The 25,486-nt window shown below is 28.5% G+C and carries 25 protein-coding genes; 11 read left to right on the top strand and 14 right to left on the bottom strand.

Annotation, left to right across the window (positions count from 1 at the left end; translation table 11 throughout):
• Positions 1-23 precede the first annotated feature (23 nt).
• The 5 genes from mnmE to F754_RS0107000 all read left to right on the top strand — a co-directional run bounded on the left by mnmE (position 24) and on the right by F754_RS0107000 (position 5,646).
• The gene (gene mnmE / locus F754_RS0107020) at positions 24-1,355 is read left to right on the top strand and encodes a tRNA uridine-5-carboxymethylaminomethyl(34) synthesis GTPase MnmE (protein WP_023649208.1); all 1,332 of its coding nucleotides are present in this window, start codon (positions 24-26) and stop codon (positions 1,353-1,355) included.
• A 117-nt stretch (positions 1,356-1,472) separates the two neighbouring features.
• Positions 1,473-3,344, top strand: coding sequence for a tRNA uridine-5-carboxymethylaminomethyl(34) synthesis enzyme MnmG (mnmG, locus tag F754_RS0107015; RefSeq protein WP_023649207.1), 1,872 nt, complete (start codon positions 1,473-1,475; stop codon positions 3,342-3,344).
• Positions 3,344-4,009: a class I SAM-dependent methyltransferase gene (locus F754_RS0107010; RefSeq protein WP_023649206.1), complete on the top strand. Its 666-nt coding sequence runs from the start codon at positions 3,344-3,346 to the stop codon at positions 4,007-4,009. Before mnmG ends, F754_RS0107010 begins: the two co-directional genes overlap by 1 nt.
• The gene (locus F754_RS0107005; protein WP_023649205.1) at positions 4,010-4,804 is read left to right on the top strand and encodes an AAA family ATPase; all 795 of its coding nucleotides are present in this window, start codon (positions 4,010-4,012) and stop codon (positions 4,802-4,804) included. It abuts the gene before it with no gap.
• Positions 4,804-5,646 (top strand): ParB/RepB/Spo0J family partition protein, encoded by an 843-nt coding sequence (locus tag F754_RS0107000; protein ID WP_023649204.1) that lies wholly within the window; start codon positions 4,804-4,806, stop codon positions 5,644-5,646. Before F754_RS0107005 ends, F754_RS0107000 begins: the two co-directional genes overlap by 1 nt.
• On the opposite strand, the gene holA is transcribed toward F754_RS0107000, so the two are convergent.
• The 4 genes from holA to F754_RS0106980 are packed head-to-tail and all read right to left on the bottom strand — an operon-like array spanning position 5,636 to position 10,192.
• Entirely contained in the window at positions 5,636-6,634 is a 999-nt protein-coding gene (gene holA / locus F754_RS0106995) for a DNA polymerase III subunit delta (protein ID WP_023649203.1), read from the bottom strand. The genes F754_RS0107000 and holA overlap by 11 nt on opposite strands.
• Entirely contained in the window at positions 6,634-7,080 is a 447-nt protein-coding gene (locus F754_RS0106990; protein ID WP_023649202.1) for a hypothetical protein, read from the bottom strand. The genes holA and F754_RS0106990 overlap by 1 nt, the downstream gene beginning before the upstream one ends.
• A gap of 3 nt (positions 7,081-7,083) precedes the next feature.
• Complete coding sequence (locus F754_RS0106985; protein ID WP_023649201.1) at positions 7,084-9,618, bottom strand: leucine--tRNA ligase; 2,535 nt, start codon at positions 9,616-9,618, stop codon at positions 7,084-7,086.
• 37 nt (positions 9,619-9,655) lie between these two features.
• Complete coding sequence (locus F754_RS0106980) at positions 9,656-10,192, bottom strand: DUF3576 domain-containing protein (protein ID WP_023649200.1); 537 nt, start codon at positions 10,190-10,192, stop codon at positions 9,656-9,658.
• Between the two features lie 209 nt (positions 10,193-10,401).
• Between F754_RS0106980 and F754_RS0106975 the strand changes: the two genes are divergently transcribed.
• Positions 10,402-11,358: a porin gene (locus tag F754_RS0106975; protein WP_023649199.1), complete on the top strand. Its 957-nt coding sequence runs from the start codon at positions 10,402-10,404 to the stop codon at positions 11,356-11,358.
• A gap of 46 nt (positions 11,359-11,404) precedes the next feature.
• On the opposite strand, the gene F754_RS0106970 is transcribed toward F754_RS0106975, so the two are convergent.
• Complete coding sequence (locus tag F754_RS0106970) at positions 11,405-11,926, bottom strand: thiamine phosphate synthase (RefSeq protein WP_023649198.1); 522 nt, start codon at positions 11,924-11,926, stop codon at positions 11,405-11,407.
• Here F754_RS0106970 and F754_RS0106965 point away from each other — a divergent pair.
• Positions 11,921-12,580 carry a YggS family pyridoxal phosphate-dependent enzyme gene (locus F754_RS0106965; RefSeq protein WP_023649197.1) on the top strand — a complete coding sequence of 220 codons (660 nt, stop codon included), beginning with the start codon at positions 11,921-11,923 and terminating at the stop codon, positions 12,578-12,580. The two genes, F754_RS0106970 and F754_RS0106965, sit on opposite strands and share 6 nt — an antisense overlap.
• Here F754_RS0106965 and F754_RS0106960 read toward each other — a convergent pair.
• Entirely contained in the window at positions 12,577-13,071 is a 495-nt protein-coding gene (locus tag F754_RS0106960; RefSeq protein WP_023649196.1) for a L,D-transpeptidase family protein, read from the bottom strand. The two genes, F754_RS0106965 and F754_RS0106960, sit on opposite strands and share 4 nt — an antisense overlap.
• Before the next feature lie 11 nt (positions 13,072-13,082).
• On the opposite strand from F754_RS0106960, the gene F754_RS0106955 reads away from it, so the two are divergent.
• Positions 13,083-13,646: a winged helix-turn-helix domain-containing protein gene (locus F754_RS0106955; protein WP_034391296.1), complete on the top strand. Its 564-nt coding sequence runs from the start codon at positions 13,083-13,085 to the stop codon at positions 13,644-13,646.
• 102 nt (positions 13,647-13,748) lie between these two features.
• Here F754_RS0106955 and F754_RS0106945 read toward each other — a convergent pair whose 3' ends face one another.
• The 6 genes from F754_RS0106945 to F754_RS0106920 all read right to left on the bottom strand — a co-directional run bounded on the left by F754_RS0106945 (position 13,749) and on the right by F754_RS0106920 (position 19,936).
• Entirely contained in the window at positions 13,749-14,678 is a 930-nt protein-coding gene (locus tag F754_RS0106945) for an adenosine kinase (RefSeq protein ID WP_023649193.1), read from the bottom strand.
• A gap of 1 nt (position 14,679) precedes the next feature.
• Positions 14,680-15,333: an endonuclease III gene (gene nth / locus F754_RS0106940; RefSeq protein ID WP_023649192.1), complete on the bottom strand. Its 654-nt coding sequence runs from the start codon at positions 15,331-15,333 to the stop codon at positions 14,680-14,682.
• Positions 15,333-16,109 carry a 4-hydroxy-tetrahydrodipicolinate reductase gene (locus F754_RS0106935; protein ID WP_023649191.1) on the bottom strand — a complete coding sequence of 259 codons (777 nt, stop codon included), beginning with the start codon at positions 16,107-16,109 and terminating at the stop codon, positions 15,333-15,335. Before F754_RS0106935 ends, nth begins: the two co-directional genes overlap by 1 nt.
• A 35-nt stretch (positions 16,110-16,144) precedes the next feature.
• The gene (gene dnaJ, locus F754_RS0106930) at positions 16,145-17,272 is read right to left on the bottom strand and encodes a molecular chaperone DnaJ (RefSeq protein WP_023649190.1); all 1,128 of its coding nucleotides are present in this window, start codon (positions 17,270-17,272) and stop codon (positions 16,145-16,147) included.
• A 32-nt stretch (positions 17,273-17,304) separates the two neighbouring features.
• Entirely contained in the window at positions 17,305-19,239 is a 1,935-nt protein-coding gene (gene dnaK, locus F754_RS0106925; RefSeq protein ID WP_023649189.1) for a molecular chaperone DnaK, read from the bottom strand.
• Positions 19,240-19,300: 61 nt separating this feature from the next.
• Positions 19,301-19,936: a nucleotide exchange factor GrpE gene (locus tag F754_RS0106920; protein ID WP_023649188.1), complete on the bottom strand. Its 636-nt coding sequence runs from the start codon at positions 19,934-19,936 to the stop codon at positions 19,301-19,303.
• 42 nt (positions 19,937-19,978) lie between these two features.
• Between F754_RS0106920 and rdgB the strand changes: the two genes are divergently transcribed.
• Positions 19,979-20,575 carry an RdgB/HAM1 family non-canonical purine NTP pyrophosphatase gene (gene rdgB, locus F754_RS0106915; RefSeq protein ID WP_023649187.1) on the top strand — a complete coding sequence of 199 codons (597 nt, stop codon included), beginning with the start codon at positions 19,979-19,981 and terminating at the stop codon, positions 20,573-20,575.
• On the opposite strand, the gene F754_RS0106910 is transcribed toward rdgB, so the two are convergent.
• On the bottom strand, positions 20,559-21,713 hold the full coding sequence (locus F754_RS0106910) for an ABC transporter substrate-binding protein (protein WP_023649186.1): 1,155 nt from the start codon (positions 21,711-21,713) through the stop codon (positions 20,559-20,561). The genes rdgB and F754_RS0106910 overlap by 17 nt on opposite strands.
• 34 nt (positions 21,714-21,747) lie before the next feature.
• Here F754_RS0106910 and rsmI point away from each other — a divergent pair, with 34 nt between their 5' ends.
• Both rsmI and F754_RS0106900 read left to right on the top strand, forming a co-directional pair.
• A complete protein-coding gene (rsmI, locus tag F754_RS0106905; protein ID WP_023649185.1) occupies positions 21,748-22,611 on the top strand; it encodes a 16S rRNA (cytidine(1402)-2'-O)-methyltransferase in 864 nt (287 codons plus the stop codon).
• Complete coding sequence (locus F754_RS0106900; RefSeq protein WP_023649184.1) at positions 22,601-23,194, top strand: BON domain-containing protein; 594 nt, start codon at positions 22,601-22,603, stop codon at positions 23,192-23,194. The genes rsmI and F754_RS0106900 overlap by 11 nt, the downstream gene beginning before the upstream one ends.
• On the opposite strand, the gene F754_RS0106895 is transcribed toward F754_RS0106900, so the two are convergent.
• Positions 23,195-25,480, bottom strand: a complete 2,286-nt coding sequence (locus F754_RS0106895; RefSeq protein WP_023649183.1) for an NADP-dependent malic enzyme — start codon at positions 25,478-25,480, stop codon at positions 23,195-23,197.
• Between the last annotated feature and the right edge of the window lie 6 nt (positions 25,481-25,486).

Here is a 25,486-nt window from a genome sequence, read left to right as displayed (position 1 = left end):
AAATTTAAAGATATAATTTAGAAATGAGTATCTACGCTTTATCAACTGGACCAGGAATTTCAGGAATAGCTGTTGTAAGAGTTTCAGGAAAAGAAACCTCAAGAGTTATAGAATTATTAACTGGTAAAAACGTTCCAAAACCAAGAGTGGCAACGTTAAGAAAAATAAGTAAAATCAATACTTCTGAGCTAATTGATGAAGGTATAATACTATGGTTTCCTGGGCCAGAGAGCTACACAGGTGAAGATATGGCTGAAATACAAGTACATGGAAGTAAGGCTGTAATTGATGCTTTACACCACTCTATCTCAAATATTGAAAATTGCCGTTTAGCTGAACCAGGTGAATTTACGAAACTAGCATTTCAAAATGGAAAAATAAATTTACTTAAAGCCGAGAGCGTTGCAGATTTAATTTCTTCTGAAACTGAAATTCAAAGACAGCAAGCGATTAAAATTATGAATGGAAAATCTGCTGATCAATTTAATTTATTAAGAGAAAAACTTTTAAAAATTTTATCTCATGTTGAAGCAAAAATAGATTTTCCAGATGAAGATTTACCAGATGATATTTTGAAAAAAATTAAAAAAAGTTCAAATGAAGTTTTAATAAATATTGAAAAAATTTTAGATGATCAAAAAGTTGGAGAAAGAATAAGAGAAGGTTTTAAGATTGCAATACTTGGACCAACCAATGCAGGTAAGTCTAGTCTCTTAAATCATTTATCAAATAGAGATGTTGCCATAGTTTCAGAGATTGCGGGAACAACAAGAGATGTAATTGAAACTCATCTTAATATAGATGGTTATCCAGTAATTGTTTCTGATACTGCCGGGATAAGAGAATCTAAAAATGAAATTGAAAAGAAAGGTATTAAATTATCTTTAAATAGAGCAGAAGAAGCTGATTTAAAGTTGGTAGTTATTGATGCCAAAAACCTTGATTTTACTGATGTTTTGAAGGGTTTGTTAGATCAAAATGCTATTTTAGTAATAAATAAATCAGATCTTTTGGAGGGTGATATTGATCCTGAAGTTAAAAAATTTAATCATGTATTAATTTCAATTAAAGAAAATCTAAACATCGATGAATTAATTTCAAAAATAAAATATAATTTAAAAAATACATTTATAACAACTGATGATATTTTAATTACCAGAGAACGACACAGACAACATCTTGAACAATGTTTAGAGCATCTTAAAAATTTTCATAAAAAAAATGAAGTTGAAGATTTTGATAAAGCCGCAGAAGATTTAAGGTTAGCTACTAGACATCTTGGTATGATTGTTGGAAAAGTTGATGTTGAAGAGATATTGGGCAGTATTTTCAACGATTTTTGTATAGGTAAATAATGCTTTGTTTTCGTGGTTTTTAAGTACTTTTTAACTCAAAAACATTAATAATTAAAGCTTATTTAAGCAAAACTATACGCACCTTGTAAATATAATAATCAGTTATAAATTTAGCTTATGAAAAATGATTTATCATTTGATGTTGTGGTAATAGGTGGTGGCCATGCAGGTTGTGAAGCCGCTGCAGCATCTGCACGACTGGGTGTAAATACTGCTCTTTTTACTCATAAGATAGAAACAATTGGAGAGATGTCTTGTAACCCAGCAATTGGTGGTTTGGGCAAAGGACATTTAGTAAGAGAGATAGATGCTCTTGATGGTGTCATGGCTGAAGTTGCAGATAAATCAGGCATTCAATTTAGATTATTAAATAGAAGTAGAGGCCCAGCTGTAAGAGGACCGAGAACTCAATCAGACAGATCATTATATCGTAAATATATGCAAGAAAAACTTGCAAACTACTGTAATTTAAGCATTTTTTCAGATCCATTAATAAAGTTTATTTTTAATAAAAATACAATAACCGGCTTTATAACTAAAAAAGGTAAAAAAGTTTTATGTTCTAAGCTAATACTAACAACGGGCACTTTTTTAAATGGTCTGATACATATAGGTGATGAAAGAACACCAGCTGGAAGGTATGATGAGAAACCTTCAACAGGATTAAGTGAACAATTAGAAAAATACAATTTTAAAATAGGAAGATTAAAAACAGGAACCCCTCCCCGACTTGACTCAAGAACAATTAATTATGAAAATTTAGAAGAACAGTTTGCAGATGATGATCCTTATTTTTTTTCTTTCTTAACAAAAAAAAATATTAACAAACAAGTTTCATGTCGTATGACTTATACTAACAATAAGGTTCATAAAATTATTGAAAAAAATTTATCTAAGAGTGCCATGTACTCTGGCAGTATTCAAGGTGTTGGACCAAGATACTGTCCATCTATTGAAGACAAGATAGTAAAATTTGCTGATAAGGGCCGGCACCAAATATTTTTAGAGCCTGAAGGGCTAAATGACCATACAATTTACCCAAATGGCATTTCTACATCACTACCAGCTCATGTTCAGCAAGAAATATGTAATAATATCAATGGTTTAGAAAATGTTTCTATTATTAGACCAGGATATGCTATAGAATATGACTATATAGACCCTAGAGAGTTATTTTTAACACTCGAAACAAAGAAGATTAGCAATTTATACCTTGCTGGACAAATTAATGGAACAACAGGATATGAAGAAGCGGCAGCACAAGGTCTCATAGCTGGAATAAATGCTGCTCTATCTTTTAAAAAATTAGAACCTTTCATTCTTGATAGATCTGATGCTTATATAGGAGTAATGATAGATGATTTAGTAACTAAAGGTGTAGCTGAACCATATAGAATGTTTACATCAAGAGCTGAATATAGATTAAGTCTTAGATCTGATAATGCGGATCAAAGATTAACCTCTATGGGAATTGAAATAGGATTAATCGGCGATGTAAGAAAAGCTCTTTATTTAGATAAATTTGACAAAATTAAGCAAATTAACGTAAAAATGACTAAATCTACTATATCACCTAATAAAGCCCACAAATTTGGTATTAAAATAGCAATGGATGGAGTTCTAAGATATTCTGATGAAATATTAACTCAAAAAGGAGTTGATATGAGTAAAATTAGAGAAATATGGTCTGATATACCTTATTTTAGTAAAGAAATAGATGAACAAGTTGAAATTAATGCTCACTATAGAGGTTATCTAAAAAAGCAAAAAGCTGATATTCTTGCTTTTAAAAGAGATGAAAACCTCATAATACCAGATAAAATCAATTATGATGGCCTTTCAGGGCTATCAAATGAGGTAAAAGCTAAATTTAAAGAGATAAAACCAAAAACAATGGGTCAAGCGCTAAGAATTGATGGAATTACCCCAGCTGCTGTATATATTTTGTTGTCACATGTTAAAAGAAAGTCTATTAAGCATATAGCTTAATGGATCAAGAAATTTTAAATTCATATTCTAAACTTAATGACTTAAATGTTTCACGTGAAACATTTTTAGACTTTGAAAACTATATATCGATGATAATTGAAAAAAATGAAAAAATTAACATAATCAGCCAAAATACATCATCAAAAAAGTCTATAATTGAGCGCCATATTATTGATTCTGCACAAATTATTGATTTTGTTGACTTTAATTGTAATACAACCATAGATTTAGGATCAGGAGCGGGTTTACCGGGGATTGTAGTAGCAATTATATTGAAGAATATGAAAAATAATATGGAAGTTCATCTTTATGAAAAAAGCTACCATAAAAGCTGTTTTTTAAAAGAAGTTTCAGAAAAACTAAATTTAAATACAAAAATTTTTCAAAAAAATATTTTTGAAATAAAAAATTTAGAAACAGGTACAATTATGTCAAGAGCATTCAAGCCAATGCCAGTGGTTCTAGATTTAGTTTATGAAAATTTTTCCAAATATAAAAATTTAATTCTATTTATGGGTAAGAGTGGAAAAAAAATATTTGAAAAATCTAAAAATGATTGGGACTTAGAGTTCATAGAAAAAAAAAGTTTAACTAATGAGGATTCATTTTTATTAGACATAAAAAAAATTAAAAAGAAAGATAAAAACAGATATAAGAAAAATTAAATGCAAATTATTTCAGTTATAAATCAAAAGGGTGGGGTAGGAAAAACAACAACCGTTATAAATTTGGCAGCAGGATTAACTCATCTAAATAAAAAAATTTTAGTAATTGATTTAGATCCTCAAGGTAATGCAACAACAGGTCTTGGATTATCTAATGTAAATAACTCAAGTGACACAATTTATGGTCTACTCAATGGAACCAGAGAGATTAATGAGATAATCAAAAGGACACAGTTTGAAAATTTAGATATTATCACTTCTAATGTAGACTTGTCTGGACTTGAAGTTGAAACAGCTGATGACAGTAATAGAGCCTTCATATTAAAGGTTAAATTAAGCGCTTATTTAAACAATTCTAGAAGATCGTACGATTACGTGCTAATTGATTGTCCACCTTCCTTAAGTCTTCTTACAGTTATGGCGCTTGTCTGTTCCAACTCACTTTTAGTGCCTTTGCAAACAGAATTCTTTGCTCTTGAGGGACTTACTCAATTAATGAAAACTATTGAGAGAATAAAAGTAAGTCTAAATCCTGATTTAAAAATCCGAGGGATCCTTTTAACCATGTATGACAAAAGAAATAAGCTTTCTTCGCAAGTTGAAAAAGAAGCTAGAGACTATTTTAATGAAAAAGTTTACTCAACAGTAATTCCAAGGAATGTGAGATTATCAGAAGCACCCTCTCATGGAATGCCAGTTTTGATTTATGACAAATCCTGTCCTGGCAGTAAATCTTATTTTAGTTTTACTGATGAATTTATAAATCAAGAGTCAACAATAGGGAGTGCTGCTTAATGGATAAAATTAAAAAGGGTTTAGGAAGGGGTTTATCATCACTAATTGGCGAAACTAAAGTAGAGGTCCAAAAAAATCAACTACCAATAAGTGACTTAATACCAAATAAATATCAACCAAGAAAAAATTTCAATGAGGTAAACTTAGAAGATTTAACAAATTCAATAAAAGAAAGAGGAATGATACAGCCAATCATTGTTAGAAAATCAAAAAATGAAAATTCAAAATTTGAAATAATTGCAGGTGAGAGAAGGTGGCTAGCTGCACAGAGAGCAGGCATTCACAATGTTCCAGTGGTAATCACAGAGGCAGATGATTTAAAATCTTTAGAATTTGCAATAGTTGAAAATGTTCAAAGACATGATTTAAATCCGTTGGAAGAAGCCCAAGGTTATAAAAGATTGATAGATGAATTTTCTTATGATCAAGAGAAAGTATCAAAATTTATAGGTAAAAGCAGAAGCTACATAACTAATTCATTAAGAATATTAACTCTACCGGACGAAGTTATAGAACTAATAGAGACGCAAAAATTAACCACTGGTCATGCAAAAATTTTAGTTGGATTAGAGAATGCTTCTTTTGTTGCAAATAAGATTATTGAAAAAAAATTATCGGTAAGACAAGCAGAAAATTTTGTTCAATTGTTTAAAAAAAAAAGACAAAAGTCAAAGATCACAAAAGATACTAATATTATAGCTCTTGAACTTTCAGTATCAAATAAAATAGGATTAAATGTGGAAATACAAAATAATAAAAGGAATAAAGGAAAAATTTCGTTTGAGTATAAAGACCTAGACCAGTTAAATAAAATTATAGATATAATTAAATCTAATTATTAGTTTTAGCTGATGAATGACTTAAAATAAAATCCGTAATTAAATTAATTGAATTAATAATATTCTTCTTTATTTGCAATTCAATTTCATTTAGTGCGTAGATAAGTTGTTTAATATTTTTTGATTTCCACTTTTGAATTTGTTGTTTTGTTATGTCTTTTTCTTTCCAAAAAATTGGTGGTTTTGCTGATGAGATGGTCAAATCTATATTTTTGTTAGTTTCAAATGTTTTTGATAATGCCAGTAATTTTTTTGCTTTTACTAAAAAAGATCTAGTAATCATAATACAGTCTTCATTGCTAAAATTATTTTCATTTAAGATAGTTATTATTTTTTTTTTATTCTGAGCAAGGCAATTATCAATAAGTTCAGATATGCTGTGATTTTCACTTAAATTGATCAACTTAGATATAATTTCATTGTTAATTTTTTTTCCACTTTTACTAAAATATTCAATTTTTCGAAGTTCATTTATAAGAGCTTCTCTGTCACCACTGCATTTGCCAACTATTAAGTTTATATTTGAAGGTGAAATTGAAATTTTTTTATCACTCAAAAAATTATATGCAAATTTAGACAATGTTTGATTATTATCAGGATAAAAGGGAACACAAACTAATTTTTTGTCTTTTTCAAAAACTGATCTTAATTTAGATTTTTTTTCTAATATACCTGTATTAATTATTACATATAGTTCAGGTATATTTTTTTCTATAATCTCTTCTGTGATTTTTATGATTTTTTCCGAAGCTCTATTAATTAAAATAATTTTTTTATTTTCAAATAATGATCCAGAATAAATACTATTATAAAAAATTTCGATATTTTCTAAAATTTCTTTTTCATCATAAGAAAATAAAGATTTATCATTATTAAGTTTCAGTATTTTAGATATTTCTTCTTTTTTACCACCTTCGTTTTGACCATAAAATAAAATAATATTGTTCTTGTTTATATCTATTTTTTTTGTTTCATATGATTTTATAATCATTATTTACTTACAAGATCTAAATTTAATTTTTTTACGAAAGAAGTTGCAAAATTTTTCTTTATTGTATTTTCATAGTTTCTTTGTTCAACAAAATCAGAATTATTTTTTACATTTTGTTTTTCCTGAAACACTATCGTTTCTTTTTTTTCATTATTAGAAATTATAAATGTTGCTGTAGCAATTAGTAAATAATCAGTTATTGATCCTTTTGAATTCTTTGCAGCAATAATCTTTTCATACTCTGTATAAATCTGAATATTAAATATTTCTTGTACATTTTTATCTGAAATTCTTTCAATTTCAGATTTAATTTTATTATTTATTATTTTATCACCCTCTATATTGTTTATGTTTATTTGGTAATTAATTTGATTGGACTGATATATTGGTGAGAAACCACAATGTGGAATTATTATAATCATACATAATATAAAAAATTTTTTCATTTTTTAGATTATTATATTCATTAATTTATTTTTAATAAATATTTTCCTTTTAAAAGTTTGTTTATCTAAATATTTTTTCAATATTTCGTTATTATTGATTATATTTGTCAATTCTTGTTCAGAAATGTTTCTATTTGTTTCAATTAATCCTCTTTTTTTTCCATTTATTTGGATAACAATTTTTATCTTGTCATCTATTAATTGATTTTTGTCATATTTTGGCCAACTCATTTTTTCTGATTTGAGCAAACGCATACATTCACTTGAAAAATGAGGAATTATAGGGTTTATTGCAATTAAGATTTTTTCAAAATTGTTAATAAGAGTCTTTTTTGTGTATTTTTTGTCTATCTGCTTAAATAATGAGGAGTACATTTCATGTAAATTAGCTACTATCTTGTTGTAACTAAAATTATCTAAATTTTCGGTAACTTTCTTTAAAAAAATATTAGTATATTTATCTAATTCCCGGTCATCATCATCATTATGATTTTGTTGTATTTGTTGCGTAAATTTTAAATTTAAATTCCAAAGTTTTTGAATAAATTTAAAAGATGAAATAATTCCTTCTTCTGACCACTGAACATCCTTTTCAGGAGGGCTATCTGATAAAATAAATAATCTTACAGAATCTGCACCATAATTTGATATAATTTTTTCAGGATCTATAGTATTTTTTTTTGATTTAGACATTGACTCTGATGGTCCAACTTTAATTTCCCTAGATTGGTCATTTATTAAATATTTTTTACCATTAATTGTTTCAATTTCTTCTGGACTGACCCAATTATTCTCATGATCTTTATAAGTTTCATGACAAACCATCCCCTGGGTAAATAAACCCTCAAATGGTTCCACTATGTTAAATTTTTCGTTTTTAAAAGAAAGAGCCTGCATAAAAAATCTTGAATATAATAAATGCAATATTGCATGTTCTACACCACCTATATACTGATCAACAGGCATCCAATAATTAACGTCATCTATATCAAATCCATATTCATTATTTTCCGGAGAACAAAATCTTAAAAAATACCATGAAGAGTCTACAAAGGTATCAAGCGTATCTGTTTCTCTTATATATTTTTTATTATTAATAGTGATATTTTTCCAATTATTGGCCTTATCAAGTGGATTACCTGATGGATCCAACTTTTCTATTGCTGGAAGCTCAACTGGAAGCATTTCATCTGGTATTTTTATTGGGTTATTTTTCTCATCATAAATAATTGGAATTGGGCATCCCCAGTATCTTTGACGAGAAATTCCCCAGTCTTTTAATCTAAAATTAATTTTTTTCTCGCCTAACTTATTTTCTTCTAAATATTTTATTGTTTTTTCAATAGAGTCCTCAGGACATTTTAGACCATTCAAAAAAGAGGAATTAAAAATGTAGCCAGGTCCTGTGTAAGCCTCATCTTTTACTTGAAAATTTAAATCATCTAAATTTGGAGTTACCACTGTATTTATCTCTAGAGAATATTTTTTAGCAAAATCTAAATCTCTCTGATCGTGTGCTGGACAACCAAAAACCGCACCTAATCCATAATCCATAAGAACAAAATTTGCAAAATAAACAGGAACTTTAATATTTTCATTTAATGGATTAATTGCAGTTAAGTCAGTTTTAAATCCAATCTTTTCAGCATTTGCAATTGACTCTTCCGTTGTTCCAGTTGTTGAACATTTTTTTTTGAAATTTATAAATTCTTTATCTTCTTCATAATATTTGGCTAACGGATGATCTACAGACAAAGCTAAAAAAGATAATCCAAATAATGTGTCTGGTCTTGTGGTGAAACATTTTATTTCAGAAATATTTTTTTCAGACTCTATCTTAAAGCCTACTTCGCAACCAAAGGATTTGCCAATCCAATTTTTCTGCATAATTTTTACTTTATTTGGCCACTTATCAAGTGTGTTAAGATTTTCTAATAGATTTTCTGAAAATTTTTTAATATTAAAAAACCATTGGCTCAATTTTTTTCTCTCAACTATTGCTCCAGATCGCCATCCTTTGCCATCGATTACTTGTTCATTAGCTAGTACTGTTTGATCAACAGGATCCCAATTGACATATTCTTCTTTACGATAGACCAGGCCTTTGTCATATAGCTCTAAAAAGAACTGCTGTTGATGCTTAAAATACTGAGGGGAGCATGTTGAAATTTCTCTGCTCCAATCAATTGAAAGCCCAAGCCTTTTTAATTGTGATTTCATTTTAGCAATATTGGATTCAGTCCACGTTTTTGGATCTAAATTATTTTGTCTTGCCGCATTCTCTGCTGGCATACCAAAGGAGTCCCATCCCATAGGGTGAAGAACATTATAACCTTGTAAAGACTTATATCTTGCTAACACATCCCCAATTGTATAGTTCCTTACATGGCCCATATGAATTTTTCCAGATGGATAAGGAAACATTTCTAAACAATAGAATTTTTTCTTATCTCTATCAACTTTGGCTGAAAAAGTTTTTTCTTTCTCCCAAAATTTTTGCCACTTAACTTCAATTTCTTTAAAATTATATCTCTCCATAATCTTAACTATTATGAATTAAAGAATTCACAGAAACTTATTGTTTCTTATTTTTCTTTTGAGATTCATAAAGTGCAGCTTTTTTAAGAATCTCTTTTTTTAATTCTGTAATTAATACTTTGTTGGTTTCTATTACATTGCAATTCATTAAATTATTTTTACATTTTCGGGTAAAAATTTTAATGTCTAATGCATCAGATCTTATTTCATTTGTAAGAAATCTTATGGAAATTTTTATACTTTCATTTTGATTGTTTTCATCTGAGTACCAATCTGTAATAATTATTCCTCCACTGTAATTAACTGATGAGAGCGGCATAAAATCTATTACATCTAGAGAAGCTCTCCATAATTCATTTGAACTTGCAAAATCAAAAGTTCCACCTTTAGGATTTCCTATAGTGTCAAATAATCTAAATGATTTTCCCTCTTTAATGTTCTGCTCAATTCTTTTCTTTGGATCTGCAGGATTTTTTCTAGCGTCACCCCCTGGAAGTTTTCCATTACAAGAATTAAGAGTTGTTAAAGCAATGATAAATATGACTATTAATTTTATAAATTTTGATGAAAACATAAAGTTTTTTGTGAATTATGATGTTTATACAATATTTTTTAAAAATAGCTAAAATTTAAGCAAAAATAGCCTTTATATGATGTAAAAATGCAACACATTGCTGTTTTTTTTATTATAATTGAAGTATTTTTCAATTAATTCATAATTAATGATAAATACAACCTGTTTATTATTAATAACAAACAAAAAAATATAAAGGAGAATTTAATATGAACAAATTTAGAAAAATAGGCTTAACTGCTTTAGCAGGTTCGCTTGTTGCTTCTGTAGCTGTTGCTGGTGACTTAGCTGTTACTGGTGTTGCTGAGATGTCTGTAACTAATCACGACCATAAAGCTACAGGTAAAACAGTAGCTATGGTTAACAGTGTTAACTTTGCTGGTTCAGGTGAAACTGATGGTGGATTAACTGTTAATTTATCTTTTGAATTAGACCAAGGTGCTGGTGATGGAACTGGTCCTTTTGATAACCACAAAGTATCAGTTGGTTCTGACACTCTAGGTACATTAACTGTACATGGACATGGTGGATCAAACGCTGCTGCAGCAGTTGACGCTACTGCTTCTGGTGACCTATGGGATAACACTTTTGGTTTTTCAACAGGTGCTGGTGGTAATTCAGTTAAAGCAGGTCCTAGTGGAGCTGGTTTAGTGCAATATACTTTACCTTCATTCGCTGATGGTGTTGCAATTAACGCAACATACTCATCTGCAGGTGAAAACAATGAAGGTTCAAGTGCTTTAGGTCTAGTTTATACTGGTATCGAGGGTTTAACAGTAAGTTTAGGAACTGGTAATGATAATAGCACAGTTGCAGTTGATGCTGACTACACAACTATGAAAGCATCATATGTTTATGGTTCAATCACAGCAGCAATTTCTGCTTCTGAATACGACCATACTACTGCTGCTAATGACCAAGAAGTAACATCTTTTGGATTAACATACACAGTAACGGATGATATTTCTGTAACATACGGTCAGGACAAAATAGAAAACAATACTGACACTGCTGATATTGAAGTTGATGGTATAACTGCATCATACACTTCAGGTGGTATGACTGTATCTGCTAAGAGAGTTAGTGCTGACAATGTTGATGGTTCATCAACAGGTGTTAACAATGACAGAAGTATGTTTAAATTAGCTGCATCATTTGCATTTTAATTTAAAACTATAATATTTAAAAAGGCCCCGTTTGGGGCCTTTTTTTTTATTCAAAATGAGAAATTCCTGCAAAACCAAAACAATTTAATAGATTAAGTTTTTTAAAATTTAAATTTGATATTCCACCGAGTGCTATAATCTTTTTATTCGTCAATTTTGAAAATAATTTAAACTTATTTATACCTAAATAGTTCTTATTTTTTTTAAAAATTGAAGATAAAAAAATTATATTTACTCCTTGTTTTTCTTTAATTTTTATCTCTTTATAATTATGAGCAGAACCAATAATTATAAATTTCTTTTTAAAAGAAAATGAAAGGTGATTAGTTTGATTATTAAAAGATGGAATATAGGCCCCATCCAGGTTCAAATGAAGAGCCAATTTAATATCATTTGATAGAAAAAACTTATAACCTTTTTTTTTACAGTATTGTTTAAGTTTAATAATAGTGCTTAAATTATTTTTAGTGTCATAGTTTCTATAAATTATACCAGTATTTATTTTCTGTTTGTCTATATTGTTTGAATCAAATTTATTAATAAAGTAATATTTTCTAATTTTATGCATAATACTGTTAAAAACTTATTAGAAATTGAAAATAATATCAAAATAAATCTAGATGAATTAAATATTCATAATTATCCAAAAATTATTGCAGTCTCAAAGACTTTTAAAATTGATAAAATTCTTCCTCTCATAGAACACGGGCAAATTGATTTTGGTGAAAATAAAGTTCAAGAAGCAATAGAAAAATGGACAGAAATTAAAAAAAAAAATTTAAAAATCAAATTACATATGATTGGAAAATTACAAACAAATAAAGTGAAATTTGCAGTAAAATTGTTTGATTATATTCATTCAGTTGATAGTGAAAAAATGGCAAAAAAAATTGCAGATGAACAATTAAAGATAAATAAAAGAATTAAAATTTTTTTACAGGTAAATATTGGAGATGAAGATCAAAAATCGGGTATAAAAAAAAATGATATAGATAAATTAGTTTCTTATTGTGAGGAAATTAATTTAGATTTAATTGGATTGATGTGCATTCCTCCCGCAAACATTGACCCTGAACAATATTTTAGAGAAATGAAACAATTAAATAAAAATTTTGATTTTAAAGAGCTAAGTATGGGGATGTCTTTAGACTATATCAAAGCAGCTAAAAATTTATCTACATATGTTAGAATTGGATCTAGTATCTTTGGTCAGAGATTTTAGAGAATTTTAATTTTTGTTTTTTTTTTGATTAATTTTAATAAAATTAAAAAATCTTTTTCTTTTAAAGCGATACATCCAGCTGTTGGATTATAATTTTTTGTTAAGTGAATAAAAATACAACTTCCTTTACCAACTACTGGTTTTTTAAAATTATACTTAACAGGAATTAGTAAATTATATTTATAATCTTTTCTTTTTAATTTTTCATGTTTTAACTTTTTGTCTATTTTAAAAAGTTTATTATATTTTTTTGTATCATCAATGTCATCACACCAACCCATAGTTTCTTTAATTTCAATACATTTTAATAATGTTTGAGGTTTTTTTATTCTATCTTTCCTAAAATAAAGATTTTCTATTTCAAATGTTCCTTTTGGAGTTTTTTGATCTCCTTCTATTTTATTAATTGATGTACCTTTTTTACCAATACAACATCTAAACTTAAATTCATCTATTAGAAGAGAGTGTTTATTTTTAACTAAAATTGTCATATGGTCCATTTATGAGTAGTCAACGCTTAATAATATACAAGTTTAGCTCATTATATCATATTCTTGAAGAACTTAGTTTAGATATAAACTTTAAAATTATTTATTTAGACAGTGAAAATTTATTATATGAGAAAATAAAAAACTCTAATAATTATCTCATAATATCGAATAAAAAAAATCTAAATTTTAGTAATCATATTTATTTAGATAATAAACCAATGAATATTTCTAAATTAGTTGAAAAAATAAATATTGAATTTTTAAAACTTCATTTCAATAATCAATCACATGTAAAAATTAATGATTATACAATTGATCTAAATTCAAGAGAAATGATGATCAATAATAATAAACTTAAATTAACTGAGAAAGAAATTAATACAGTTATTTATTTAATAAAAAAAAATGAGTCTGTTAGCATTAACGAACTTCAAAAAAATGTTTGGAGTTATCAGTCTGATATTGAAACTCATACAGTTGAAACACATATTTATAGATTAAGAAAAAAAATATCTATTACTTTTAACGATAATGATTTTATAGTTAGTAAAAAAAATGGTTATCAAATCGAATAAAAAAAACCCTATTGCTAAAGATTTATATACAAGAAAATATAAACCGAAAATAGTTAACCCCAAAAAAGGCAAAGGAAGTTTTAAAAGAAAAAAAAGATAAGTTTAAAGTCTAGCACCAATCTGCTGTATTACCCTTGATGACATTTCTGTTCCTTTTTCCAGACTATTTTTAGTCGATAATTTATTAACATATCCATGTAGAAACCCAGCAGCAAAAAGATCGCCAGCACCAGTTAGATCTAAAATTTTAAGATTTTGAAGTACTCCTGACTCAACCACTTCTTCCCCTTTAATAGCCACTGCTCCTTTATCGCCTCTTGTAACAACTACTAACTTATTAATTTTTTTTGAAAAGTTAATTACATCGTTAAAATTTTTTGCATCAATTAAAGATGTAATTTCTTGTTCATTAGCAAAAGTTATATCTAGTTTGTTTTTCACTAAGTTTAAGAAATGAGGTTTGTGTCTATCTACACAAAATTGATCAGAAAGGGACATAGCTACTTTGCTTGCATTTTTAATTGCTTTATCAAATGCTTTTTTAGGTTCTCCTTCATCCCACAGGTAACCTTCTAAAAATATTATCTCACTTTTTTTAATCACATCAGAACTTACATCGTTTTCATTAATTTTTCCTGCCGTTCCTAAAAATGTACACATTGTTCTCTCTGAGTCTGGAGTAACCAATATTAAACATGTACCTGTTGGCAATTCTTCCCTCTTCTTTGAGTAAAAATATTCTACTTTTTCTTTTCTTAGACCTTCTTCGTATTTACTACCAAAGTCGTCATCAGAAACTTTTCCTATAAAACCTACTTTGTCACCAAGTTGAGATAATCCAACTATAGAATTTGCAACAGATCCTCCAGAGACAGTTTTTTCTATTTTAAGATTTCTTAATAAATTTTTGAATTCATTTTCATCAAAAAATAGTTTCATTGCGCTCTTTGTAAGATTATTTTTTTCAATGAAACTGTCATTTACTTTACAAACGACATCAACTATTGCATTTCCTATTCCTAAAATTTTCATATTATGCTTTTTGGGTAATAACAGGTTTTTTTCTATTTGGGTAGCACGTAGTGCATATTTCGCATGATAAACCATAACAATCTCTTGCCTTACAATATTCTCTTCCATAAAAAATTATTTGTAAATGAAGCTTAGACCAAGTTTTCTTTGGAAATATTCGTTTTAAATCTTTTTCAGTTTGAACTACATTTTTTCCATTTGTTAAACCCCATCTTTGAGCAAGTCTATGAATATGAGTATCAACTGCAAAAGCTGGATATCCAAAACCCTGGGACATCACTACACTCGCCGTTTTATGGCCAACACCAGGGAGTTTTTCAAGCTCTTCAAAAGTTTTAGGCACTTTTCCGTTGTGTTTTTCTAAAACTTGTTTTGACATCAAGTAAATACTTTTTGCTTTAATTCTAAAAATACCAATTTTTTTTATTAATTTTTCAATTTTCTTTTTTCCTAATTTTACAAAGTGTTCTGGTTTGAAATACTTTGGGTATATATTTTTTGTTACATTATTAACATTTACATCTGTACATTGAGCTGACAGAAGTACAGAAATTAAAAGTGTAAAAGTATTTTTACTTTTTAAAGGAACTAGTGTCTTAGGATAAATTTTATTTAAAGTTTTAATTATAATTTTTGCTTTTTGCTCCTCATCCATTATGAAAAGTTAAGCAAATCTCTCATAGAATATAAGCCAGGTCTTTTTTTCATTAACCATTTAGAAGCAGTTAAAGCTCCATCAGAGTATAGTGTTCTATCAAAAGCCTCATGATTTAATGTAATTATTTCTTTACCACTCGAGAATTTTACTTCATGTTCTCCAATGATCTCACCTTTTCTAATTGAATTAAAATTAATTTTATTTCCATAAGGAAAAGATTTTTTATTTAGAAATTTCTTCCCAATTAAATTATATAAATTTTTATCCTTTCCATCTGCAATACCTTTACCAAGCATTAAAGCTGTACCTGATGGATAGTCTTTTTTATGTTTATGGTGCACTTCAAATATTTTACTTAAGTATTCATCATTTAATGATTTTGAAGCAATCTCAGTTAAATACATCAATAGATTCACACCTAAGCTCATATTTCCTGCCTTTAAAATAGGTATTTTTTTTGAAAACTTCTTAATTTGATTTTCTTGCTTTCTATTAAATCCAGTTGTTCCAATAACAACTTTTTTTTTAAGTTTAGATGCTACTTTTAATATCTCTAGGGTGCAATCAGGAACAGTAAAATCAATAATTACATCTGTTTTTTTAAATGCCTTTTCAGAATTTAACTCTGGTTTAATACCATTAAATTTTTTATTTATTGGTATATTTTCTGTAAGTGTAACTAATTTAAAATTCTTATTTTTTTTGGAGGACTTTATTAGTTGCTGACCCATTCTGCCCATGCATCCTGAAATCGCTAAATTAATATTTTTCATTTATAAATATTAACTCTTTTTAGGAGATTAGTCTTTTAGTTTTTCCAGAAATCTTTTGCTTTTTGAAAAAACTTTTTTATGCTTGGATTTGACTTGTCGTTTTCAATTTCTCTAAATTGCTCAAGTAATTCTTTTTGTTTTTTATTTAAATATACTGGCACTTCTGTTTTTACTTGAACGTACAAATCTCCAAAATCACCTCTTCTCATAAAAGGCATCCCTTTGCCCTTTAATCTAAATTGTTTACCATTTTGTGTTCCATCAGGAATTTTTATTTTTGCTTTTCCACCGTCAATAGTTGGAATTTCTATAATAGTTCCCAATGCGGCATCTGCGAGAGATAGTGGAAATTCAAAAAATAAATTTTCATCTGATCTTTTAAACAACTCATGAGAGTGAACATTAATAAACAAATATAGATCCCCAGTTGTTCCACCTCTACTACCAGCCTCACCTTTACCTGCTAATCTAATTCTTGTCCCATCATCAACACCTTTAGGAATTGTAACTGATATTTTCTTAGAGGCTTGTTTCTTTCCCTGTCCATTACAGTCATTACATGGATTTGTAATTTCTTCACCATTACCATTACACTGAGGGCATGTTTGTTGTACTGTGAAGAAACCTTGGTTAGATCTTATTTTTCCATTCCCTCCGCAATAAGTACATCTATCTGGAGAATGACCAGGTTTTGAGCCATTTCCTTTACAGGTGTTACATTTTTCTGTGGTTGAAAACTTTATGTCTTGTTTTTTACCTTGGTAGGCTTCTTCAAGAGAAATTGATAAATCATATCTTAGATCTGAACCTCTGTTATTAGAACTTCTACTTCTTGATCTTCCACCACCACCAAAATCCCCAAAAAAATCCTCAAAAATATCTGAAAAATCTGCTCCACCAAAACCACTAAAGCCACCACCTTGTCTTCCACCACCATTTTCAAATGCCGCATGACCGAAGTTATCATAGTTTTGTTTTTTTTCTTTATCTGAGAGAATTCCATAAGCTTCACTGGCTTCTTTGAATTTATCTTCTGCAACTTTATCACCAGGATTTTTATCAGGATGGTATTTTACAGCAAGTTTTCTATAAGCTGACTTTAATTCATCAGAAGATGCATTTTTACTTACACCTAAAACATCATAGAAATCTCTTTTAGCCATAAGTTACCCTGAGATAATGATCGTTGATATTCTTAAGCGCTTTTTTCTTTATCTTCTTCTTTATTTTCTTCTTTTACTTCTTCAAAATCTGCATCAACTACGTTATCGTCTTTTTTTTCTTCATCACTTTTTTTATTATCATCAGGTGAATCTGGTTTTTTCTCTTGAGCTTTATATATAGCCTCACCTAATTTCATTGATACTTGAACTAACGTTTCTGTCTTTTTCTTAATATCTTCGTTGTCAGTCCCTTTTAGAGCTTCTTTTAAACTTGATGATGCATCTTCTATTGCTTTTTTTTCAGCATCAGTAATTTTTGATCCATGCTCTTTAATATTTTTTTCAGTTGAATGAATTAAAGTATCAGCCTGATTTCTCGTATCTACAGACTCTCTTTTCTTTCTATCATCTTCTTTATTAGCTTCAGCATCTTTAACCATTTTTTCAATTTCTTCTTCACTTAATCCACCAGAAGCTTGGATTTGAATTTTTTGCTCTTTTCCAGTTCCTTTATCTTTTGCTGAAACACTAACTATACCGTTCGCATCAATATCAAAAGTTACTTCAATTTGTGGAACTCCTCTTGGAGCTGGTGCGATACCGATTAGCTCAAAATTTCCTAACATCTTGTTATCAGTGGCCATTTCTCTTTCACCCTGAAGAACTCTAATAGAAACTGCAGGTTGATTATCTTCTGCTGTAGAAAATATTTGGCTTTTCTTAGTTGGTATTGTTGTGTTTTTCTCAATTAGTTTAGTTGATACACCGCCTAAAGTTTCAATTCCGAGAGATAAAGGAGTAACATCTAAAAGAAGTACATCTTTTACATCACCCTGAAGCACCCCAGCTTGTATAGCTGCGCCCATAGCAACAACTTCATCCGGATTAACACTTTTATTTGGATCTTTCCCAAAAAAGTTTTTAACTTCAGCTAGAACTTTAGGCATTCTAGTCATTCCACCAACCATTACAATTTCATCGATATCACTTGCTGATATACCAGCATCACTTAACGCTGTTTTACAAGGTGGTAATGTTTTGGTAATTAAATCTTCAACAAGAGCTTCAAGTTTTGCTCTAGTCATTTTTAAATTAATATGTTTTGGTCCTGTTTTATCTGCAGTGATAAATGGCAAATTAATATCTGTCTGTTCTGCTGAAGATAATTCGATCTTAGCTTTTTCAGCAGCCTCCTTTAATCTTTGAAGTGCAAGTTTGTCAGATGTTAAATCTATACCATTATCTTTTTTAAATTCTGCAATTAAATAATTAACAATTGCATTATCAAAGTCTTCACCACCTAAAAAAGTATCTCCATTTGTCGACTTAACTTCAAATACACCGTCTCCTAATTCAAGAATAGAAACATCAAATGTTCCTCCTCCTAAATCGTATACCGCAATTTTTTTATTTTGTTTTTTATCTAAACCATATGCAAGTGATGCTGCAGTAGGTTCATTAATAATTCTTAGAACTTCTAGACCAGCAATTTTACCAGCATCTTTTGTTGCCTGTCTTTGTGCATCGTTGAAGTATGCAGGTACTGTTATAACTGCTTTACTTACTTCTTGACCCAAATATTTCTCAGCAGTCTCTTTCATTTTTTGAAGAATAAAAGCAGAAATCTGTGAAGGTGAATATTTTTCTCCTTTTGCTTCAATCCACGCATCACCTTTTTCAGAATTAACTATTTTAAAAGGTGCTGCTGCAATATCTTTTTTTACAGTTGGATCTTCAAAATTTCTTCCAATAAGTCTTTTAACTGCAAAAATTGTATTTTCAGGGTTTGTTACAGCTTGTCTTTTAGCAGGCTGACCAACAAGTTTTTCACTATCATCAGTAAAAGCTACAACTGATGGAGTTGTTCTTGCACCTTCAGCATTTTCTAATACTTTAGGCTGGCTTCCTTCCATAATTGATACACATGAGTTTGTTGTACCAAGATCTATTCCAATAATTTTGCTCATAATTTAATTTCTACCCTTCATATATGTGTTAATATTAATTCTACAAGTTCAACAAATGTAATTATTTGTTTAAATTCTCCTTATTTTCCTCACTTTTATCATCTTTAATTTCTGTCTTTTTGGATACACCAACTAAAGATGGTCTAAGCAATCTGTCTTTTATCATAAAACCTTTTTGAACTTCTTGAACAATTGTTCCAGGTTCTTTTTGATCATCCTCTATTTCCATCATTGCTTGATGCAAATTTGGATCTAATTTTTTATTAAGACAATCAATTGGTTTAATATTATTTTTGGTAAATATTGAGATTAAATCTTTATTGATTATCTCAAAATGCTCTAAAGTTTTTTTTAATGCTTCTGTATTTTTAAGAGATTCGTCACTTTCTAAAATTAACTTTGATCTTGATAGGTTATCAATTAAATTTAAAGCTTCTTTTGCAAATGCAAAGCCCCCATAATCAAATGCATCATCTTTTTCTTTTTCAAACCTTCTTCTTTGATTTTCCATTTCAGCAAAAGTTCTTGCTAATTTGTCTTCTAATTCTTTTATTTTTTCTTCAGGAGGCAATTCTATTTTTTCTTCTACAACCTTGTTTTCTTCTTGCTCATTATCTAATCGATTATGATTTTCATCGCTCTTATTTAGAGTTTCAGCTGTAGTATTTTCTTGATTTTGGTTTTCTTCTTTTTCCATCAGAGCATATATGGTAAGAAATTTCATAATTGCTAGGTATTTATGAAAAAAATTTCAAAATTGCTAATAGGTACTAATAACAAGGGAAAATATAGGGAAATTAAAGATTTATTACCAAAATATATCAAAACATACTCAACATCTAAATTTAAACTCAAGAGTCCAACAGAAGATGGGCTGACATTCACAGAAAACTCAATCATAAAATCTAAACATTTTTCAAAAAAAACAAAATTAATCTGTCTTGCTGACGACTCTGGGCTTGAGATAGATATATTGGATAAAAGTCCAGGAATTTATTCAGCTAGATGGGGTGGAAAAAAAGGTAATTTTAAAAAAGCAATAAATAGAGTGTATAGAGAATTGTCTAAAAAAGACAAAAATTGGAAGCACAAAAAAATTAAAGCTAGATTTATTTGTGCATTATCAATTTGTTATTTAGATAAAAAAATAGCATCTGTTTTGGGTAAAGTTGAAGGACATATTTCAGAAAAACCAAAAGGAAAAAATGGTTTTGGCTATGATCCAATTTTTGTTCCTAAAAATAAAAGAAAAACTTTTGGTGAAATGAGCTCTTCGCATAAATACAAAATAGACCATCGATTTATTGCTTTTAAGAAAATTAAAAAATTTCTATAATTTTTTGATCTTCAATTTTATAAAAGTTTAATCGGTGATTAATTTTGTTATTTTTTATATCAAAAATACCAATCTTACCTTTAAAAGAATTTTTCTTTTTAAAAAGTTTATTTAAATTAGAGAGATTAGTTTTTAATGATAAATAATAGACAAGTCCTACGAGATCATAGCTTAATAAAGCTAAGTGTGAGGGATATTCATTAAATTCACTAAAAAACTTATCTTTGTAATTTTCAAAATTATTTTTATTTATTGATGGGTAATATAATGGCTGAATATCTATTTCATTTAATAAGCTTTTATCAAACCATTGGTTTAAGGTAATAAAATATTTATTTTTAGGAGAAACATCTGTGTATAAAAGTGATGTAGATACACTTTTTAAACTTTCATCAAAATCTGAAATAACGACTGCATCAAAATTTAAACCTCCTAAAGAATATCTTTGTTCAAGCTTTTTAATTTTTTTTTCTTTGTTAGATTGATTTGATTTTTTTAATCTTAAAATTTCATCTTTTAAGTTTTGTTTTCTAATCCTGTAATTGGTTATTTCTTCAATTTGTTTAGTTAGTTTTGTAGGCTCTGTACTATAGTCATAATCTTTAAATATTTTAATTCTAGAATCTTTTATTCCTTTTTTAATTTCAAATTCATAATCTTGAATAGGTGTTAAAAATATTGTTCTCCTTATATTATTTGTTTCTATAAATTTTTTTATAGTATTGAATTGAGAAGTAGAATTTATTCCTGCAGAAATTACATTTTTTGGAAGATCTAATGTTTTATTTGTTAAAGACAAAAAAGTTATATCCTTGATTTCATCTAAATAGGATATGCTTTCATAAAAAACAGGTCCAATAACAACCTTTACACCCATTTGTTTTAACTCAAATGCTGATTTGAGTGCTTTGTTTGCTTTTGATGCCGTATCTTTAGGAATTATTTCTATTAAATTATTATTGATATCTTTTACGGCTAATCTTACAGCTTTTATAATCGATTGTCCTAGTTCTTTATCAGAACCTGTTAAAGGGACCATAAGACCAATTTTAATTTTATCCGATGCTTTTGCTGAAAAGGAAAATAATAAAGAAAGATTTAATATTACCAAAAAAATAATTTTAATAAATTTACTCATTTTAATGTTAGTATAATATTTTTTAAGCTTAATTATGTTCATAAAATCACAATCTCAAATAAAAGATAATGAAAAAGGTCTTTATTTGGTATCAACACCAATTGGTAATTTAAAAGATATTACTTTAAGAGCTATAGAAATATTAAAAAAATCTACTTATATCCTTTGTGAAGACACAAGAGTTTCCAGAATTCTATTAGATAGATATGAAATAAAATCATGTTTGATCTCAAATCACAAATTTAATGAGTCAAAAAATTTAAATAAAATTATAAATCTTCTAAAATCTGGAGAAATAATTTCATTAATTTCAGACGCTGGAACACCAAGTATTTCTGATCCTGGTGCCATATTAGTGAATGAATGTGTGAGAAACAATATTAGAATTTGTCCAATTCCAGGACCTTCAGCTGTAGCAACAGCAGTATCAATTAGTGGTTTTTCAGAAAAATTTATTTTTCATGGATTTTTACCTGAAAAAAAACAGGCTGTTATAAACGTCTTAAACAAGATATCAAAATTTGATGAAACATGTGTTTTTTTTATTTCTTCAAAAAAAGTAAATAAAATTATTCCTGAATTAAAAAAAAACTTTAGTGGAAGGAAAATAATATTTTGTAGAGAAATTTCAAAGATATATGAAGAATTTATAAGAAAAAATGTGGATGATTTAGAAATATTCAATAAAGAGCTTAAAGGAGAGCTAACAATAGTAATTTCTGAAAAAAAAATTGATAAAAATCACTCACCAGAATTAAGTGAATCAGATATGAATATCATTAAAAAGATGATTAATAAATTAACTATAAAAGAAATAACAGAAGTTATTAGTCAAAATAAAGATATTTCAAAAAAAGAAATTTATAATTATTGTTTAAAGATAAAAAATGAAATTTAAATTTATAATAATTATTTTACTGGGTTTAATTTTATCTAGTTGTGTTGGTGTCTCTTCAAAAGGTATTTTTGGCACAGGAGTTAGTGTTGCTTTTGATCCACGGACAGTTGGCACTCAAATGGATGACTCAATTATGCAAAAAAATTTAGCTGCAAGAATTCTTATTAAAGATAAAAAATATCTATTATCAGTAAAATCAAAAGTATTAGATGGAAGAATTTTTTTAACAGGAAAAGTTGATAATCCTGAGGAAAAATTATTATTAACAAAATTAGCTTGGGAAACAAAAGGCGCTAGGTCTGTTCGTAATGATATAAAAATAAAAGAAGAATTTAATTTCAAAAGATCTGCAAAAGATATTTTAATAACCTCTCAACTTCGAACAGCAATTATTTTAAATAAGAATATTAAGGCAACCAATTATCAAATAGACACTTATAAGAAAAAAATCTATGTTTATGGAATTGCACTAACATCTGAAGAAAAAGATTTAGTAATTAGTGAAGCTAAAGAGATATTGGATGTAGAAGACGTTATCGCAAGTATTATTCTTGTAGAAGATTTAAGAATTCAAAAAGATTAATTATTTTTTATAATCAATTACATCGGCAGAATAAGCAGCAATAGACGCCAAATTTATAAGTTCTGATGTTGAAGATCTTAAAGGAGCGATCTCTATTGGTAATCCAAGCCCAATCAATAATGGTCCAATAACTTTAGTGTCTCCTAATGTTTTCATCATTTTATAAGATATGGCTGCACTGTGTTGACCTGGCATGATTAAAATATTTGCTTTTCCAACAATTTTTGAGAAAGGATATAAATCTTTATATTCTAGATTTAAAGCAACATCTGGCTGCATATCTCCATCAAATTCAAAATCTACTTTTTTTTCTTTTAAAATATCCACTGCATTTCTAATATGCTTTGTTCTACTTGTTAGAGGTTGACCAAATGTAGAATGAGATACGAATGCCACCTTAGGATCAAAACCAAATAACCTTACCACTCTTGCTGTAGAAATTGCTATTTCTGCCATTTGTTCTGACGTTGGATATTCATGAACACTAGTGTCGCCAACAAATATAGTTTTACCTTTATGAACAACCATATTTAGTCCAAACATGATCTCACCTTTTCTGACATCAACTACTTGTTTTATTTTATCTAAAGAGGCACCAAAACGCCTTGTATTTCCAGTGACTGCACCATCTGCATCACCACATGCAACCATACTAGTAGCCCATATAACTCTATCATTTCTAACAAGTCTATCGCAATCTCTTTCTAATAATCCTTGTTCTCTTTGCAATTTTTGAAATATATATTTTACGTATTTTTTTCTTTTTTCTTCATCTTTAGAATTAACTATTTCAATATCAAAATTATCATTATAACCAATATTTTTAATTTGTTCTTTTATCTTGCCTTCTTTCCCAACAAGAATCGGGATACCTAATTTAGAATTTTTAAACGCTATTGCAGCTTTAAGAGTATTTTCATCCTCACCATCTGCAAATACTATTCTTTTTTGATTCTTTTTAATGTAAGAATTGATCCCTTGCATAATAGTTACGGTCGGATCTAATCTTTGTCTAAGCTGATCTTTGTATATATCTAAGTCATTAATATTTTTTCTAGCAACCCCACTATCCATTGCAGCTTTTGCAACGGCAGCTGGAATAATACTTATTAATCTTGGATCAAATGTTGAAGGAATAATATATTCTTTGCCATAATGTGGTCTTTCACCTCCCATGGCAGCCACAACTTCGTCCGGAACATCTTCTCTTGCAAGTTTCGCAATTGCTTGGGCAGCTGCAACTTTCATATCTTCATTTATTATCTTTGACCTAACATCAAGGGCGCCTCGAAAAATATAGGGAAAACCAATTAAGTTATTTACTTGATTTGGATAATCCGATCTTCCAGTTGCAACTATTGCATCATTTCTAACTTCATTTATTTCTTCAGGAGTAATTTCAGGATCAGGATTTGCACAAGCAAAAATTATTGGATTTTTTGCCATCTTTTTTACAAATTCTTTTTTAAGAGCACCCTTAGCTGATAAACCAAGAAAAACATCTGCTCCATTTATTGCTTCTTCAAGAGTCCGTAAATTAGTTTCGATTGCATATCTTGATTTCCATTGATCTATTCCATCAGGTCTTCCTTTGTAAATTACACCTTTTCTGTCGAGCATAATAATATTCTCATTAGGGACACCCGAATTTTTAAATAACTCTGTACATGCTTGAGCAGACGCACCAGCTCCATTAACAACTACTTTAATTTTTTTTATTGATTTACCACTTATGTCTAATGCATTTATTAACGCTGCAGTTGTAATAATAGCTGTCCCATGCTGATCGTCGTGAAAGACTGGTATATCTAAAATTTCTTTTAATTTTTGCTCTATTATAAAGCAATCAGGGGCAGCAATATCTTCTAAATTTATTCCTCCAAAACTAGGAGCAAAGTTTTTAATTGAATTAACAATTTCATCTGCGTCAGAACAATCTATTTCAAGATCAATAGAGTCAATATCTGCAAATCTTTTAAAAAGTACTGCCTTACCTTCCATTACAGGTTTTGATGCAAGGGCTCCTAAATTACCCATTCCTAATATTGCTGAACCGTTACTAATAACAGCTACCAAATTTCCTTTACTTGTATAATCATAAACAGTCTCTGGATTTTCACTAATCATTCTTACAGGAGCTGCAACACCTGGAGAGTATGCTAAAGCAAGATCTCTCTTAGTGGTCATGTTTTTTGATGAAATGATCTCAATCTTTCCAGGTTTTTTATCTTTATGAAAATCTAGAGCCTCTTTATCTGTATAGTGACCAATGTTAGTTTTTTTCATTTTTGA

This window comes from Candidatus Pelagibacter ubique HTCC8051 (assembly GCF_000472605.1).
GTDB lineage: Bacteria > Pseudomonadota > Alphaproteobacteria > Pelagibacterales > Pelagibacteraceae > Pelagibacter > Pelagibacter communis_B.
The sequence above is the reverse complement of the archived record's forward strand: the minus strand, read 5'-3'. Positions and strand labels throughout refer to the sequence as shown.